The organism is Pseudoalteromonas ardens, assembly GCF_030125445.1.
Lineage (GTDB): Bacteria > Pseudomonadota > Gammaproteobacteria > Enterobacterales > Alteromonadaceae > Pseudoalteromonas > Pseudoalteromonas ardens.
The window spans coordinates 213,861-229,459 of the sequence record NZ_JASJUV010000006.1 but is presented as its reverse complement, the minus strand read 5'-3'; the positions used below and the strand labels follow the sequence as shown (position 1 = coordinate 229,459).

General features: G+C 48.9%; 16 protein-coding genes. 11 read left to right on the top strand and 5 right to left on the bottom strand.

From position 1 onward, the window contains the following. Positions 1-88 precede the first annotated feature (88 nt). Positions 89-970 (top strand): LysR family transcriptional regulator, encoded by an 882-nt coding sequence (locus QNM19_RS18260; RefSeq protein ID WP_284027053.1) that lies wholly within the window; start codon positions 89-91, stop codon positions 968-970. Between the two features lie 27 nt (positions 971-997). Here QNM19_RS18260 and QNM19_RS18255 read toward each other — a convergent pair whose 3' ends face one another. The 5 genes from QNM19_RS18255 to fliK all read right to left on the bottom strand — a co-directional run bounded on the left by QNM19_RS18255 (position 998) and on the right by fliK (position 7,721). Beyond that, complete coding sequence (locus tag QNM19_RS18255; RefSeq protein WP_082225615.1) at positions 998-3,166, bottom strand: hybrid sensor histidine kinase/response regulator transcription factor; 2,169 nt, start codon at positions 3,164-3,166, stop codon at positions 998-1,000. Positions 3,167-3,264: 98 nt separating this feature from the next. After that, positions 3,265-3,957 carry a hypothetical protein gene (locus tag QNM19_RS18250; protein WP_284027052.1) on the bottom strand — a complete coding sequence of 231 codons (693 nt, stop codon included), beginning with the start codon at positions 3,955-3,957 and terminating at the stop codon, positions 3,265-3,267. A gap of 76 nt (positions 3,958-4,033) precedes the next feature. After that, positions 4,034-4,411, bottom strand: coding sequence for a hypothetical protein (locus QNM19_RS18245; protein ID WP_058797775.1), 378 nt, complete (start codon positions 4,409-4,411; stop codon positions 4,034-4,036). Positions 4,412-4,659: 248 nt separating this feature from the next. Next, on the bottom strand, positions 4,660-4,956 hold the full coding sequence (locus QNM19_RS18240; protein ID WP_010385716.1) for an EscU/YscU/HrcU family type III secretion system export apparatus switch protein: 297 nt from the start codon (positions 4,954-4,956) through the stop codon (positions 4,660-4,662). A gap of 113 nt (positions 4,957-5,069) precedes the next feature. Next, complete coding sequence (gene fliK / locus QNM19_RS18235) at positions 5,070-7,721, bottom strand: flagellar hook-length control protein FliK (RefSeq protein WP_049866165.1); 2,652 nt, start codon at positions 7,719-7,721, stop codon at positions 5,070-5,072. A 104-nt stretch (positions 7,722-7,825) separates the two neighbouring features. On the opposite strand from fliK, the gene ccmA reads away from it, so the two are divergent. Genes ccmA through QNM19_RS18185 form a run of 10 tightly spaced genes read left to right on the top strand, consistent with a single transcriptional unit; the run spans position 7,826 to position 15,561 of the window. After that, on the top strand, positions 7,826-8,449 hold the full coding sequence (ccmA, locus tag QNM19_RS18230; RefSeq protein ID WP_082225581.1) for a cytochrome c biogenesis heme-transporting ATPase CcmA: 624 nt from the start codon (positions 7,826-7,828) through the stop codon (positions 8,447-8,449). Next, the gene (gene ccmB, locus QNM19_RS18225) at positions 8,449-9,135 is read left to right on the top strand and encodes a heme exporter protein CcmB (RefSeq protein WP_010385720.1); all 687 of its coding nucleotides are present in this window, start codon (positions 8,449-8,451) and stop codon (positions 9,133-9,135) included. The genes ccmA and ccmB overlap by 1 nt, the downstream gene beginning before the upstream one ends. 1 nt (position 9,136) lies before the next feature. Continuing rightward, positions 9,137-9,874: a heme ABC transporter permease gene (locus tag QNM19_RS18220; RefSeq protein ID WP_010385721.1), complete on the top strand. Its 738-nt coding sequence runs from the start codon at positions 9,137-9,139 to the stop codon at positions 9,872-9,874. Between the two features lie 2 nt (positions 9,875-9,876). Next, a complete protein-coding gene (gene ccmD, locus QNM19_RS18215) occupies positions 9,877-10,083 on the top strand; it encodes a heme exporter protein CcmD (RefSeq protein WP_010385722.1) in 207 nt (68 codons plus the stop codon). Further along, positions 10,080-10,559, top strand: coding sequence for a cytochrome c maturation protein CcmE (gene ccmE / locus QNM19_RS18210; RefSeq protein WP_010385724.1), 480 nt, complete (start codon positions 10,080-10,082; stop codon positions 10,557-10,559). Before ccmD ends, ccmE begins: the two co-directional genes overlap by 4 nt. A 1-nt stretch (position 10,560) precedes the next feature. Beyond that, on the top strand, positions 10,561-12,516 hold the full coding sequence (locus tag QNM19_RS18205) for a heme lyase CcmF/NrfE family subunit (protein ID WP_284027051.1): 1,956 nt from the start codon (positions 10,561-10,563) through the stop codon (positions 12,514-12,516). Next, complete coding sequence (locus QNM19_RS18200; RefSeq protein ID WP_010385726.1) at positions 12,516-13,088, top strand: redoxin family protein; 573 nt, start codon at positions 12,516-12,518, stop codon at positions 13,086-13,088. The genes QNM19_RS18205 and QNM19_RS18200 overlap by 1 nt, the downstream gene beginning before the upstream one ends. Next, positions 13,085-13,558 (top strand): cytochrome c-type biogenesis protein, encoded by a 474-nt coding sequence (locus QNM19_RS18195; RefSeq protein ID WP_284027050.1) that lies wholly within the window; start codon positions 13,085-13,087, stop codon positions 13,556-13,558. Before QNM19_RS18200 ends, QNM19_RS18195 begins: the two co-directional genes overlap by 4 nt. Continuing rightward, positions 13,555-14,829, top strand: coding sequence for a c-type cytochrome biogenesis protein CcmI (gene ccmI, locus QNM19_RS18190; RefSeq protein WP_465251000.1), 1,275 nt, complete (start codon positions 13,555-13,557; stop codon positions 14,827-14,829). The genes QNM19_RS18195 and ccmI overlap by 4 nt, the downstream gene beginning before the upstream one ends. Continuing rightward, a complete protein-coding gene (locus QNM19_RS18185; protein WP_284027049.1) occupies positions 14,830-15,561 on the top strand; it encodes an MlaA family lipoprotein in 732 nt (243 codons plus the stop codon). It abuts the gene before it with no gap. The last annotated feature ends 38 nt before the right edge of the window (positions 15,562-15,599 follow it).

Genomic DNA, 15,599 nt, shown 5'->3' with positions numbered 1-15,599 from the left:
TATAACGATGCGTGACAGAATACCCTGTTGCGCAAGTTAGGGTAATGATAGAAAATAAGCATCCCATGTGCATATATGCAACGAAGCTATGAATAAATGGACAGAGATGCGCACAGCCTATCGGCTTGCCAAATTGGGAACCTTGAGTGCCACCGCGCAGGAGCTTGGTGTTCATCGCTCAACGGTGATGCGCCACATTGATGTACTTGAATCCGCTTTGGGTGTGACACTCTTTCAGCGCAATGATCGAGGCTATCTCCCCACTGAAGCGGGACTTGAAATCATGCGGCTGGGGGAAATCACTGAACTTCAGTTCACTCAATTTGCCAATAAAGCGCAAAACAAAGAGGCTGAGCTTGAAGGTCAGCTGGTCATAACCTGTGTGAGCGAATTAGCGCAATTGCTGCTGCCTGTAATTCAGCAGTATCAGCAGACCTATCCAAAAATGCGTGTGGAAATAGCCGGCGACACCCGTTTGTTTGCGCTCGAGTATGGGGAGGCGGATATTGCCATTAGAGCCGGTACTAAACCTCAGACGCCGGACAATGTTGTCTTGCCATTTTGTCAGCTTGAAGTCAGGCTATGCGCACATCAAGCGTATATTGACAGCTATGGTCTGCCGACTGCAGACACCTTGCACCAACATAAATTTATCGCGTTGAATGAGCGACTGGCGCATTTACCCTGGAACGAGTGGATCCATACGCATGCAGCAGTCGAAAATATCTCACTTACCAGCTCGGCTGCGCAGATTATCACGGCTGCATTACATCAGGGCTTGGGCATCTCAGTATCCACGGTACAGGCAATTGCACAGAACGAGCAGTTGATTGCGCTTGACTTACATGACCCCTGGACACTGGATTGTTGGTTGCTTGTACACAGGGATATCCTGAATATCCGTAAGGTACGTAAGTTTATTGATTTGGTTAAGGAGAACCCGCCACCAGACGGTTCCTTGCTGGGTTAAACCGGGCTCATATATTCAGTATGTACATCAAAGCGCTGAAGGGCGCTCGGATTGCAGATGAAACTGGCTAGGCGCAACGCCATATTGCGCTTTAAAACACAGGCTAAAGTAGCTTTGCGACGAAAAGCCGCATTCAAAGGCAACCTGAGTCACACTCATACCATTTGCCAGCATGTGTGCGCCTTTATTGAGCCTGTATTTTTTGACGTACTCAGAAAAAGTCTGTCCTAACAGGGCCTTGAACTTTCTTTGTAGTTGTCGCTCACTCATGGCAACCGTGGGGAGAAGTGATTTGATCGTTAAACTTTGCTCTGCAAAATGTGCTGCCATCCAGTGTTCCAGCTGGTCGATAAACTGAGCATCTTTGCTACTGATCCCTGCGTATCTTTCACGATGCGTTATGTTGTCGGCCAGGGCGTGGGGTTGTTCGCCCACTCTTTGACTGATTAGGCTGCGTATGTTGAGCAGGTTATGGATCCGGGTTAGCAATCGCTCTGCGTTAAAAGGTTTACCCATAAATGCATCAATGTCCATTTTCCAGGCCAGTGTCTGACTGTCTTCGTCGCCCTTTGCTGTGAGCATGAGTATTGGGATATGGCAGGTTGTAAGCTCTTCACGCAGTTTCTGTGCTAACTGAAATCCATCCAGATTTGGCATCATCAGATCAGTTAAGATGAGATCGGGCACATGTGTTTTTGCCAGGGCGAAACCGCTTTCTCCTTCACTGGCAAACAACACCTGATATGTGCCGTGCAGGCAATCCGCTATGTAAGCTCGCATATCAGGGTTGTCCTCGACAATCAGTATGCTGGGCTGATGTTGTACATCTTCATCGGGGCATTGCGCCACACTGGGTGTGATTTGATGTTGCAGATTAGCTTGCTCCAGAGTAACCACATCGCTTATTTGCAAAGGATAATCTGTATTGGACGTGTTGTTGCTTAGCGGGAAGGTGACGGTGAACTGCGTTCCCGAAACCCCATCGCTACACACTGTGATGTGACCATGTGCGCGCTGCACCAAATCTTTAACGAGAGCAAGGCCAATGCCTGTGCCCGCAACTGTGTTAGCTATATCTGTGTCGAGGCGCACAAAGCGTTCAAATATACGGTGTTGATCCTGTGGCGCAATGCCAATGCCGGCGTCGCTGACGCTAAGCTGCACGGTATCGTCGACCTGTTCACACCGGATCTGTATTTTGCTGTCAGGTTTTGAATATTTAATTGCATTAGATATCAAATTACAGAGAATCGCTTCAGCATCTTGTATTGGTATATCAACCAGGCAGTTACTGTGCGTAAGGCACTGAATGTCTATCTTTTCTTCCCTCGCCAGGGCGATAAAAGCAGTAGTTATTTGTTCTGCGATACTGTCTAGCGCCAGTGTTTGCTTATCCTCAGGCAGGATGAAATCAGATTTGGTCAGCTCTAAGGTCTGTTCTACTAATCTTTGTAGGCGTTTTGCGTTGCTCAGGATTCTTGTCAGTGATGCCTTATCCGGTGTCTCAGTGCTTGTGATGATGGATTCAAGGGGGCCTGTTATAAGCGTTAGCGGGGTTCTGAACTCATGAGAGACGTTGGCGAAAAAGGTGTTTTTCTTTGCAAGTGCTTCTTCGGTCAGCTGCACTTTCTCTGCTGCCATCTTGGCAATTTCTTGCTCTGCTTCCATGGTGGCATTGTAAAAGTGAAAGCAGGTGAGGCCCAGTGCCATAAACGCAATGATCAGATTGGATACATGAATGTAGGGTAGCAGCTCTGAATAGGCATACGTATACTCAATGTCCTGAGCAAACAGGTAAAACGCAACAAATAGCCCCATGCAAGACACTGTACAGGTGACGATGCCCCACAATGGAATTTTCCGATAAAACAGGATGAAGGGGACTGCGGCCCATAAATAATGTTGAAATCCGGGTGCTAAACCCAGATACAGGACCACGATTGTGGAGTGGACAAGCACCTCACCTACCATCAGCAATACGGCACCTGACGTATTATTCGTGCGATTTAATCGCAGTGCAACATACCAGGTAACGGTGCTGCACACCTCCAGTACGACCAGCTCGGGGATAGCCAGAATAATGAAATCAACTATCAGTAAGGCATGTACAACCAGACCCAGTATACCCACCGCATTGATGATGGTTTGCATCCGGGTATGGCTTACGGTGATGAAGGGATTCTGTGCAGCGTCCATAGTGTCTCAGCGATGAAATTCAGTTGTTAAAAAAGTAACCCAGAATAACATAGCGAAAAAGTGTGTAACAAAAATGGAGTACAGGCAAAGCAGCCCGATCATTCTGATGGCAAGGCTTCCACAGGTAAACGAGTATGCAGCATAGTGAGCTGTTTGTCGGCTTCTTCTCTAACCCATAAGGTTAACCCATAATTGGCCAGGTAACTCAGATGCTGTTCAATCTGAGGTGCATCCTTGATTTCCAGTAATCTTACTAACGCTTCCTCCTGCACATCTTCGTGTTGTGATGTCAGATAAGGTATGAGCGAATCGAGATGTTCAGGTTGCAGTACATTTTCCAGTGAGATCAGCAAGTCTTCTTGTAACAGGGCATCAAGTGTTTGTGATTGGGTCAGAATCTTATTCGCATGCGCGAAGAGTAACTTTGGTTGTTTTAAGAGTAACGCCTGTTTGGTTAAGGTGAGTAAATCAAGCGGTTGTTCTGTAGAGGCGAAGCGTTTATTCAGCTCATCTTGCAGGTTTGTGAGCGACTGACTGATCAGCTGAGCAGAGGGCACTGAAGCGAGTTGGGTTGTTTGTGGATCAAGCATGATATTGGGTTGCTTAACCGTGTTGTTTTTGTCCGTTGGCATTGGTTGCTGAACAACATGATTGTCAGTGGGCGCACGGACAACACTATGGCAAGTATGAGTATTTGGTGTGATCGGTTGCGTGGCGGGCGTTACCCAGTTGAGTGCCATGAGTCCATGAATAACCAGACTCACTACGACGATAAATGCGACTTTGCTCATCAGGAATACTTTGAGTTGTTTTTAATTGAGTGACACAGGGAAGCACATTGACGAGTCTGCCCTGTGTGGTTAGCTATTAGCACTGTGGCTCATTTTTACTCACAGAGACGTAATAATAGTTTTGCATGTTACCATGTCGGGTAATGTCCAGTTTTAGCCATTTGCGTTTGCCAATCTTCCCTTTACGGTAACTAAACCGTGTGTCTTGTACATCAAAGCGGCAACGATTTGAGTCACATTTTAGCTGTGCAGTTTCTCCGGACTTCACTTGCTTTTTGCTGTGCGGTGAAAACATCGAGCTGTCTGAACCGTTATAAGAGGCTACTTGCACCCACTCAATAGTTGTACAATTTTTGACTCTGAAGCGTTTTGCTTCTGCCGGAGCTGAAGTTGCCAGAGTACCCAAAGCGCCAATCACCAGCGCTGTATTCATAAATAGTTTGATGTGTGACATGGTATTTTCCTCTACCGTTTTTGCTTTATGTGATATGTCCTGTGGGACGCAGCAAGCTTATAAAAGCTGGGTAGCAGGCGCATTCAATTGACCGACAAACTCAGTCAGTGACACGCCAGGAGAAGAAAAAATTACAATATATGTCAGTATATTAAATGAAATGTCGTTAATTTATATGCGGAGTAGACGGGCCTGATGAGCGAGCAAGTCGCGAGCATTTTGATATAGGGTGTCTGGTAATGACATGCTCAGGCTTTGATATTCAATTTGCCCTGAAAGTGTTTCCAGCCTGGGGGAAATTTACCACGCAATACGTAAGAAAAAGCAATGAGCTCTGCAATCACATAATATAATTCTTTGGGGATTTCTTCGTGCAGGTCGAGCTGGCTGAGCGTCTGGACGAGCGTAGCATCTTCGTGGATCATGATGTCTTTTTCTTTGGCGAGTGCAATGATCTCTTCAGCCAGTTCGCCAAAGCCCTTACAGACAACTTCGGGTGACTTACCGGCTTCATATAACAAGCCAATGGCGGTTTTTTGTTCCATAGGGTTCAACTACATACACATCACTGCTATCAAAGTAGCATGTTAGAAGCTCGCACACCAAGCGTTAAATTATTTTATCCAGGCCGGCCAATGGCAGGTGGAACATTGCCAATTTAAACCTGAATACTGACGATGGCGTGGCTGTCGTAAAAGCGCTTTACCTGCGAAGCATCTTCGCGTAATTCGATTTCACCAACCTGAAGACCGTGTGCGGCCAGTTTACTGCGCAGCGCGTCCAGATGCGGTTGTGCCAGCTGGCAGACAGAGGCACTATCACCCACTATCTCACAGTCAACGGCTTTGTCCATCAGCTCAGCCTGAACGCTTAACTGGCCGAGCTTAGCATAATCAAAGTTGAGCCGTACAAACCAGACTTGTTTTTCTGGCATATTGGCCTTGGCTGGCTTCTTGTATTTGCCAATTTGTAGCTCACTTTGGCGGCATTCCTGTGGCAACTTGAGCGGCATAAACAAGTTGATCAGCAACTGGCTCTCGCTGTCAAATTTCTGTGCCAACGGCGCCGGGCTGGCATTCGTAGCCAGGTTGTTTTGCAGCAGCGCCAGGTCGTCCATCAGACTGGACTGTGCCTGTTGTGTTACCGCCTGAATAAACTGACTGGGTGCAGAGAGTTTAGTGCCGGGTTGTAGTGTTTCAACCAGTGCGGCAACCCGTTGCTCTATGCTGGCTTGCGGCGTCATAGTCTGAGTTTTGGCTGCAAGCTGGGTGCCCAATAAGGTCACTATGAGTTTGTCCAGCGCTTGTGCAAAGCTGCTATTGGGCAGGGCAGGTTGAAGCTGGCTGGCCAAAGCGGGAAGCCGGGCAAACAGCTCATGGCTCACTTGCTCTGGTGAGTGTCGCGTTTCGTCCATCATCTTACTGAAGGCCTGATGGACCAGACGCATCAGGTCGGCAGACTGTGGGTTACGAAATTGCTGGGTTGCTGACAGGGTTTCACTGAGCTGCTGTTGCAGCGGTGGGCCCGATTGGCTCGGGGCTGCCTCAGCCTGGCGTAAGGTTTTACTCAGGATCTGGGCAATAGGCAAAGATAAACTGGGTTTTGTTATGGCCAGCTGTTCTGCTTTCGTCTGACTCACCTGACTCACCTGACTCACCTGACTCATCTGGTGATCAATAGGTTTACCCGCTATCTCAGCTGTAACAGGCTTACCAGTTGCCCCTTCTGTTAAAGCCATGGCTTGCTGCACTTGCGGACTGATTATTTGCTGGGCGTTATACGGTTTAGATTGCTGAGGCACGACAGCCGAAAATACCTGCTGTAGCAGCTCAAGACGTTGGGAAAATGCGTTTGACGCTGATGACGCTGGAAAGACTGTAGTTACCGGTTTGTTATTTGCTGAGGAGTCAGTGGTTTGCGGGCTTTTGGCCCCTGTGGCAGAGGCCGTGTTACTTAATGTCGCAGACGTTTGCGGTGTTGCCTGAGCCAACTTGCTTTGAGGGCTCGTTGTTGCTGCCTGAGTCGGCGTCGCGCCGCGTTCAGCAGCTGGACTGTTTTTAGTTGCAGCAGAGGGGGGAAGCAAGCTGTCTTTAGTATGGTTTACCTTTGTTATGTTAGTGAATACTTGCTCTACGTTGTCAAGCAGCTGTAATAAAGGCTGACTGTGTACCGGCGTCATACTTTTCAGAACCAGAGCAGTATTATTCGCGGCTATCTGCGGTAAAGCGGCGCTGGGTGATTGAGGTTTGGCTTGTGGTGCTTGCGTGGTGCCCGGTGTTTGAGGCGCGCTTTTAGCTGAGTGAGCGGGTGTTGCGTTGAAAAAGGGCCGTGACAGCCACTGACCTATGGCTTGTTTAACCGTCTGTTTTATGTCTGCCATCGATACATTGAGCAAAGGTTTGTCGTAATTGAGTGTCGATTTGGACCCCGTCGCTGAGCTGGTTGCCTGCTCTAGTTCAGCGGCAAAACGGTGTGTGGCCAGGTTGGGCAAGGCCTGATGCAGCGGTGTGCTTAGCTTAACCTGTGTCGACTGCTTAGCAACACCGATTTGCAACCCGTCAGGTTGTGCTTTTAACTGGGCGTTAAACCAGCTATTGAGTTTCAGTCCACTCTCTGAGTGTGGGGTTTTTACTTCAACCTGCTGGTTGGCAAGCTGTAGTGTGGCACTGTTGCGACCTAGCTTGATCTTGGGCTGTTCCTGGTTACCGAGCTGGGCAAGCAAAGAAGTTAGTTTGTGTTTACTTACCGGTGCTTTCATCAGCTCATCACCAAAGGCATTAAAAATCTGAAGCAGCAGGGTATTCTGCCGGGTACTCAGATTTGCGACGAGTTTATTCTCCTGTTTGAGTAAGTCAGCCAGGGCCGGGGGAACGGGTAAGGCCAGACCAATTTTGTCCAGCATTAAAGTCGCCTGATTGCCGCCTTTGAGTTGTGCGTCGAGCTGTAAGGCGCTTTGGCCACCAAGCCCTTTGATCAAACTTAACAGGCTCAGTAATGTTTGTGCGGGTTTTATTTGCAGCTTTAATTCCGGGGTGCTGACTGTCAGTAAGGTACCGTCAGCGCTGAGTTTTATCTCAGCTTCAGGGAGTTTGAGTGGCTGCTGTAACTGACTCTGGCTGGCCAGTCGCACGCCTTGCCAGCGACCATCTATGGTGACTTCCATCTGAATGCTGTCGGGTTTTATCACCAGGTTGCGCGCATTGAAGGTTTGTTCAGCTGCCAGGGTGGGGTTTGCTGATGATCCGCGCTCATTAAGCTGTGAAGTGGCTAAATTTGCATTGTTTTGAATAGAAATCGTCGGCTTATTCATTATTTTAAATCAAATTTTCGTTGATCGGTCGCATCCAATTATTCGTATTACCCTACCATTATGATAGACTAACGCCCAATTTTTTAGCGTCAGAGAGTCGCGCCTTGCTAGAGATAAAGTCCGTCACGTGTGTTAAACAGGACCGCTGTTTGTTTGAGTCATTGAGTTTTTCGCTTCAGGCGGGTCAAATCATGCAAGTTGAAGGCCCAAATGGTGCAGGTAAAACGTCTTTATTACGTATCATTGCGGGTTTCGCCCGAGCCGACGAAGGTCAAATCTGTTTCGAAGGCCAGGATATCAGTCGGGATTACGACACCTTCGCAGAGTCATTGTTGTTTATCGGTCATAAAACCGGGGTTAATCAGCAATTGACGGCCTACGAAAACGTACAATATTGGTTGCAGGTACATGGCTACGGGGCTGACGAAGAGGAAATCTACCCCTTACTAGGTCAGCTTGGACTGGTGGGTCTGGAAGACGTGCCAGTGCGAACCCTTTCGGCGGGACAACAGCGCCGGGTTGCGCTGGTCAGGCTGTGGCTGAATAAGGCCCGTTTGTGGATCCTCGATGAGCCCTTCACTGCACTCGATAAAAAAGGCGTGGCACTGCTGCAACGGCAGTTTGAATCGCATCTTGCAAATGGCGGTGCCATTTTACTGACGACCCACCAGGATCTGACAACTCAGTTCAGCTCCCTGAAAACCCTGGCTCTGGAGTACCGCCATTAATGAAGGTTGAGCATTCTTATTGGCATTTATTTGTCGCTGTTTATCGTAAAGATGTGACTTTGGCGTTCCGTCAACGCGCCGAAATCGTTAACCCTCTTCTGTTTTTTCTGATAGTCATTTCGTTATTTCCGTTGGCAATTGGACCCGAACCGGCCTTGCTGGGGCGCATGGCTGCAGGTATCATTTGGGTAGCCGCGTTATTGTCTACTATGTTGGGATTGGACAAGTTATTTCGCGATGATTATGCCGATGGATCGCTGGAGCAAATGATTGCTTCGCCATATCCTTTGTCTTTGTCTGTGTTGGCCAAGGTCGCCGCACACTGGACCATCACCGGATTGCCTATGGTGCTGATGGCACCTTTGTTTGCGCTGTTGATGAATCTCGACAGCCAGGCGCTGGGCGCAACCATTCTGACTTTGTTGATTGGAACGCCTTTATTAAGTTTTATCGGTGCCATTGGCGCCGCGTTAACCGTGGGTTTGCAAAAAGGGGGCATTCTGATGAGTCTGCTTGTTTTGCCTTTGTATATTCCGGTTCTGATTTTCGCAACCTCTGCCATTGATACCGCTAGTATGTCGGTCGCTTATGGCGGACAACTTGCGATCCTTGGTGCCATGCTGGCCGTTGCCATTGTCACGGCGCCAATTGCTATATCGTCAGCTTTAAGAGTGAGTGTAAGTTAAAATGTGGAAGTGGTTACATCCCTATGCCAAAGCGGAGCGTGCTTACCAATTGTGTAACACCTTGCTTCCGTACTTTGTTACCGTAACGGTGGTATGTATCGCCGTTGGATGGATCTGGGGCCTAGCATTTGCCCCGGCAGATTATCAGCAAAAGGACAGCTATCGCATTATCTTTATTCACGTGCCTTCGGCCATTTTGTCTATGGGTGCGTATTCTTCTATGGCCATTGCTGCGATCGTTGCCCTGGTGTGGCAGATCCGTAATGCCGAACTCGCTGTGGTTGCGATTGCGCCAGTTGGTGCAGCTATGACCGCCATTGCACTTATCACTGGTGCTGCCTGGGGTAAACCTATGTGGGGTGCCTGGTGGGTATGGGATGCACGTTTAACCTCTGAGTTAATCCTGCTGTTTTTGTACTTTGGGGTGTTGTCTTTATATCACGCTTTCGAGGACAAGAAATCTGGTGGCAGAGCGGCCTGTATTCTTGCCATTGTCGGGGTGATTAACCTGCCAATTATTCATTTTTCTGTTGAGTGGTGGAACACCTTGCATCAGGGGTCAACCATTACCAAGTTTGATACGTCAGCCATTGATCCGTCTATGTTATGGCCGTTACTTATCAATATTTTAGGATTTGCTGCATTTGTTGGTGCGCTGTCACTGGTACGCCTTAAAAATGAGATCCTTCAGGTCGAGAAGCACCGCCCCTGGGTGCGTCAGCTGGTTAGTCGAGGTTAAGTATGCAGTTTGAATCTTTGAGTGACTTTTTTCATATGGGTGGTTACGCCTTTTATGTGTGGCTGTCTTTTGGCAGTTGTGCCTTTATCCTATTGGGATTGGTGTGGGCGTCACTAAACGATGCCAAGCGCATTAAGCGTGAAGTAGCAGCACAAATTAAGCGTGAAGCGCGCATCAAGCAGGCCCGCGAAGAGGAGGTAAAAGCATGAACCCAAGACGTAAAAAACGCCTGTTTGCCGTTGTAGCCGTGATCTTCGGGATCGGCTCTGCCGTAGGTCTGACCCTGTATGCGTTGCAGGAAAACATCAATCTTTTCTACACGCCCAGTGAACTAATTGAAGGTAAAGGGCCAGAGAAAGAGCTGCCTTATATCGGACAAAAACTGCGTATCGGCGGTATGGTGGTGCCGGGCAGTGTGGACCGAGTTGAAACGTCTCTGGATGTGACCTTCAAGCTCATCGATACCGGTCCTATGGTAACCATTAAATACCACGGTATCTTACCTGATTTGTTCCGTGAAGGTCAGGGCATTGTCGCGCAGGGGACACTGGTTGAACCTAACGTCATTGAAGCATTTGAAGTGCTGGCAAAACACGATGAAGAGTATATGCCAGCTGAAATCGCTGAGGCAGTTAAGGGGATCAAGCATGAGAAACCCAAGTATAATTTAAACAGCGAGAACTAATATGATCCCTGAGATAGGTTATTTTTCATTGGTTCTGGCCATGGGCCTGAGCCTGCTGTTGTGTATTTTTCCTCTCTGGGGTGCTTATACCGGCAACTTGCGCCTGATGCGCACAGCCCCTTCGCTGGCTGTGGGTCAGTGCTTGCTGGTGTTGTTCTCTTTTGGTGTACTGATTTACATCACATTGACTGATGATTTTACCGTTGCTTATGTGGCGCATCATTCTTCCAGCACGCTGCCTTGGTACTACAAAGTCACTTCGACCTGGGGAGGCCATGAGGGCGCTATCCTGTTGTGGTTGGTGATGCAGGCAAGCTGGACGGCACTGGTTGCTATGATGTCTAAGTCCTTGCCTTGGGTGCTGCGCGCACGCGTACTGGGCGTGCTTGGTTTCCTGGGGGTTGGCTTCATGCTCTACACCTTGTGGATGTCGAGTCCGTTTGAGCGACTACTACCTTATTATCCGGTTGAAGGCCGTGACCTCAATCCACTGTTGCAAGACCCGGGGATGATCATTCACCCACCTTTGCTTTATATGGGCTATGTGGGATTATCTGTGTCTTTCTCTTTTGCTATCGCAGCCCTGTTGACAGGCAAGCTAGACAATACTTGGGCTAAATGGTCGCGTCCCTGGACAATGGCAGCATGGGGTTTCTTAACCTTAGGTATTACCATCGGCAGCTGGTGGGCTTATGCAGAGCTTGGCTGGGGCGGCTGGTGGTTCTGGGATCCGGTTGAAAATGCCTCTTTAATGCCCTGGTTGGTTGCAACCGCGTTATTACACTCTCTGGCTATTACAGAGAAGCGAGGCGTATTTAAATCCTGGACTGTGTTATTAGCCATTGCGGCCTTCAGCTTGTGTCTGTTAGGTACCTTTATCGTTCGTTCCGGCATTATTGTCTCTGTACACGCTTTTGCGACAGACCCGGATCGTGGTTTGTTTATTTTATCTTTCCTCGCCTTAGTCGTTGGCGGCAGTTTGGCACTGTACGGGCTGCGTGTCAGTCAGGTTTACAGCGAAGGTCGTTATAAACTGGTGTCACGCGAAGTCGGGTTATGGGTGAATAATATTTTCCTGGTTGTGGCAACATTGATTGTATTACTGGGTACGTTATTACCCATGATCCATAAAGAGCTGGGGCTGGGGTCAATCTCCATTGGTGTACCGTTCTTTAATCAGATGTTTGCGATTCTGATTGTGCCGTTTGCCATCTTAATGGGCATGGCGCCTATGCTGCGCTGGAAACAAAATAAGCTGCCACCTCTGGCTAAAAAGTGGGTGGGTATTTTGGTTGCGACCATAGTGATCACCAGTGCCTGGTTGTTCTCAAGCTTTGATGAAATCAGCATGCTGACCTATCTGGCTACGGCACTGGCGGTGTGGATCTGTATCGCCACAGTAGTCGACCTGGTAGAAAAAGTCAGTGTTCATCCAAGTACAGCACAGGGCCTGAAGCGTCTGGGCATGAGCTATTGGGCGATGGTGCTGGGTCATGTGGGTATTGCGTTTGTGATTGCCAGTGTGACTCTGACCTCTGCTTATTCAGTAGAGCGTTCAGTAGTGATGAAAAAAGGTGAAACCGCAACGCTCAATGACTATGAGTATCGCTTTGAAGGCGTGAACGAGATCCGTGGTCCTAACTATGGCGGTCATGCTGGTGAAGTCACCGTATTTAAAGACGGTGAGTACGTGACCTTACTGCATGCAGAAAAGCGTTTGTATGATGTGGGCATGCAATTTATGACTGAAGCTGCGATTGACGATGGTTTCTTCCGCGACCTGTATCTGGCGCTGGGCGAATCTATGGGCAATGGTGCCTGGTCGCTGCGCATCTATCACAAGCCTTATGTTCGCTGGATGTGGCTGGGTGGTATCCTGATCTCCCTGGCTGGTTTCATTGTTCTGGCCGATAAGCGTTATCGTCGTCGCAAGCAAACCTCTGTGGAGCATGCATAATGAACAAGAAGTTTTTAGGCCTGGTGCCGCTGCTGATTTTTGTGTTGTTGTGCGTGTTCTTGTATCAGGGGTTGTTTGGCAATCCAAGAGAGCTACAAACCGGCCGACTGGGTCAGACTATGCCTGCGTTTGAGTTGCCAGATTTGATGGATGAACAAAAGCGCTGGACAGATCAGGATCTGCTGGGTGAGGTTTACCTGCTAAACGTATGGGGCACCTGGTGCCCAACCTGTATTGCGGAGCTTGGTTATCTTACTGAGCTGCGCGAGCAGGGCGTGCGGATCATTGGCTTGTACTACGAGCAGGCCTATGATCCCGATTTCGGCGATCAGTTTGATATCAATTACCTGCGTACCGATGTTCAGCAAATGCTGGCGCGGGCAGGGGACCCTTACCAGTTTAATATTCTGGATTTAGAGCGCACATTAGCGCTGGATTTAGGGGTTTCCGGCGCACCGGAAACTTTCCTGGTAGATAAAAACGGTAAGATCATTTTGCACCATACTGGCGATATTAATCCTCGGGTATGGCGCAGCAAATTTGCTCCGGCAATTCAGGAGTTGCAACCATGAAAAAACTAATGCTGGCATTGGCGTTACTGGCTGGCCTGTGGTCGCTCAGTGCCAATGCTGTTGAAGATAAGTACCAGTTTAAAAATGCGGAAAGAGAGCAAACTTTTAAAGAGTTGGTGCAGGAACTCAGATGTCCAAAGTGTCAGAACCAGAATATCGCTGATTCTGACGCGGTGGTCGCGAAAGACTTACGTGATCGGGTATTGGACATGGTCCGTGAGGGTAAATCTAAGCAGGAAGTGATTGATTTTATGATCGATCGTTACGGCTATTTTGTTCATTACCAGCCACCCGTTACACCTGCCACGATAGTATTGTGGGTCATGCCCGTGGTGATCCTGGTGCTGGGTTTTGGTTTCATTGTATTCAGACAGAAAAAAGCGGCACGTAAACAAAGCTGGAGCTCGGAAGATGAGCAAAAGTTGGCTGAGCTTATCAAACAAAGTCAGCGTAAGGAGCGTACTTCATGAATGACATGATGCAAATGTGGGGATTATTTGCGCTCTTGACCGTGCTGGCCGCGCTGTTTGTGGTGATGCCGTTTTTCCGTCGCGATAAACTGGTTGCGGTAGATCATGATGCCAATGCTGAGCGCATTGATATTTATCAGCAGCGTTTGCAGGAGCTGGCGGACGAGCTGGCCAATCAGCGCATCGATCAGAGCAGTCACGATGAATCTGTACTGGAAATGAAACGCCGCTTGCTGAACGAGCTGTCACCAGAACGCACGCTCGATACTCGGGGTAATAACCTGGTACTGGCAGGTACGGGTGTGGCATTTTTGTTGGTTGTCAGCGCGGTATTTTATTCTTTTACCGGCAGCCAGAAGCAAATCGCGGATTGGTATAAAGCCATTGATATGCTCCCTGAATACGGCCAGCGCGCGGTGATGCAAACCGGTGACCCTCTCAGCCCGAATGAACTTCAGGCGTTTGCTTTGGGTCTGCGTACTAAATTGGCCAACAGCGGAGATGATGCTGTTGCCTGGATGCTGCTCGGCCGTGTCGCGATGTCGCTAAATGACTTCGAAATGGCGATGCAAGCTTTCGATAAAGCGCTGGAAATGCAACCGAACAACAGTAATGTCAAGGTGAGCTATGCTCAGGCGTTATTGGTTGAAGGGTCAGAAAATGCAATGAACCGTGCTGCACGTATGTTGTCTCAGGTATTGCAACGTGAGCCGCGTAACATTGATGCAATTTCTTTGCTGGCGCTGATCGCTTATGAGCGTCAGGACTGGAAAGAATCTAAAGCGGCGTTCGAAGTATTGCTGGCGTCGATGACGCAGGATGATCCACGATATGCGATGATCAAACAGCGTATTACGGATTTGGACCAAAAACTGAGCACTGCGCAAGTTGCACAGCCTGCGATGCCTGAAAACGGCTTGCAAGTGTCGGTTTCCCTGGCAAGTGAACTGGCCGATAAAATTCCAGAGAATGCCACTTTGTTTGTGTTTGCCAAAGCAGCGCAAGGTCCACCTATGCCATTGGCGGTGGCCAAACTTACAGATTTTAACTTGCCATTGAGCGTCAATTTGGACGATAGTATGGCGATGATGCCTAACCTCAAGCTGTCAGGGTTTAAAGAAGTGGTTGTTACGGCGCGTATTTCAGTGGATGGCAACGTGGCTCTGCAGAGCGGTGAGCTTGAAGGCGCGACTCAGACCATTACAATGACTCCGGAAGCACAGCAGGTTTCGGTCACTATCAGTCGTGTTATAACCAGCACAGGAAGCTAAATGTATAAAAAACTCGTTGGCGCCGCTTTGGCGCTAATTTTATCCGGGTGTGCGCAAGTCCCCGAAGAAAAACAAGATCCACGGGATCCACTACAGTCGCTCAACCGACCGTTGTATGACTTTAATATGGATGTACTGGATGCCTATATCTTGCGCCCGGCTGCAAAAGGCTATATTGCCATTACGCCTGCACCGGTCCGCAGCAGCCTGGTGAACTTTACCACTAACCTGGCAGCGCCTACGGACGCGGTTAATGCGGCCCTGCAGGCAAAGCCTGGTGATGCGGGTGTCAATGTTGCGCGTTTTTTGGTGAATACAACAGTGGGGATTTTTGGCCTGTTTGATGTCGCTAAATCGCTGGGTTTGGAACACAAAGACGAAGACTTTGGTCAGACGCTCGGTGTTTGGGGGGTCGGTGACGGCGCTTATCTGATGATCCCAGGTTATGGGCCTTCAACAGCGCGTAATCTGACCGGTGATATCGTCGACAATGTTGTGCTGCCAGAGATAGCGCTGTCTACGCCTCAGACCATTTTGGTGTTTGCACTGCGGGCAGTCGAAGCCAGAGCGAGCCTGATGTCACAGGAAAAGCTGCTTAATGAGTCGCTTGATCCATACATCTTCCTCAAAGATGTTTATTTGCAGCGTCAGCTTTACGAACTCCACGATGGTAATCCGCCTGTCGAGGAGGAGCCAGAAGAGTTTGATGAGGACTTCCTCGAAAACCTCTAAGCATTTATTGAGCCGGTCAGCATCCACTGACCGGCTTT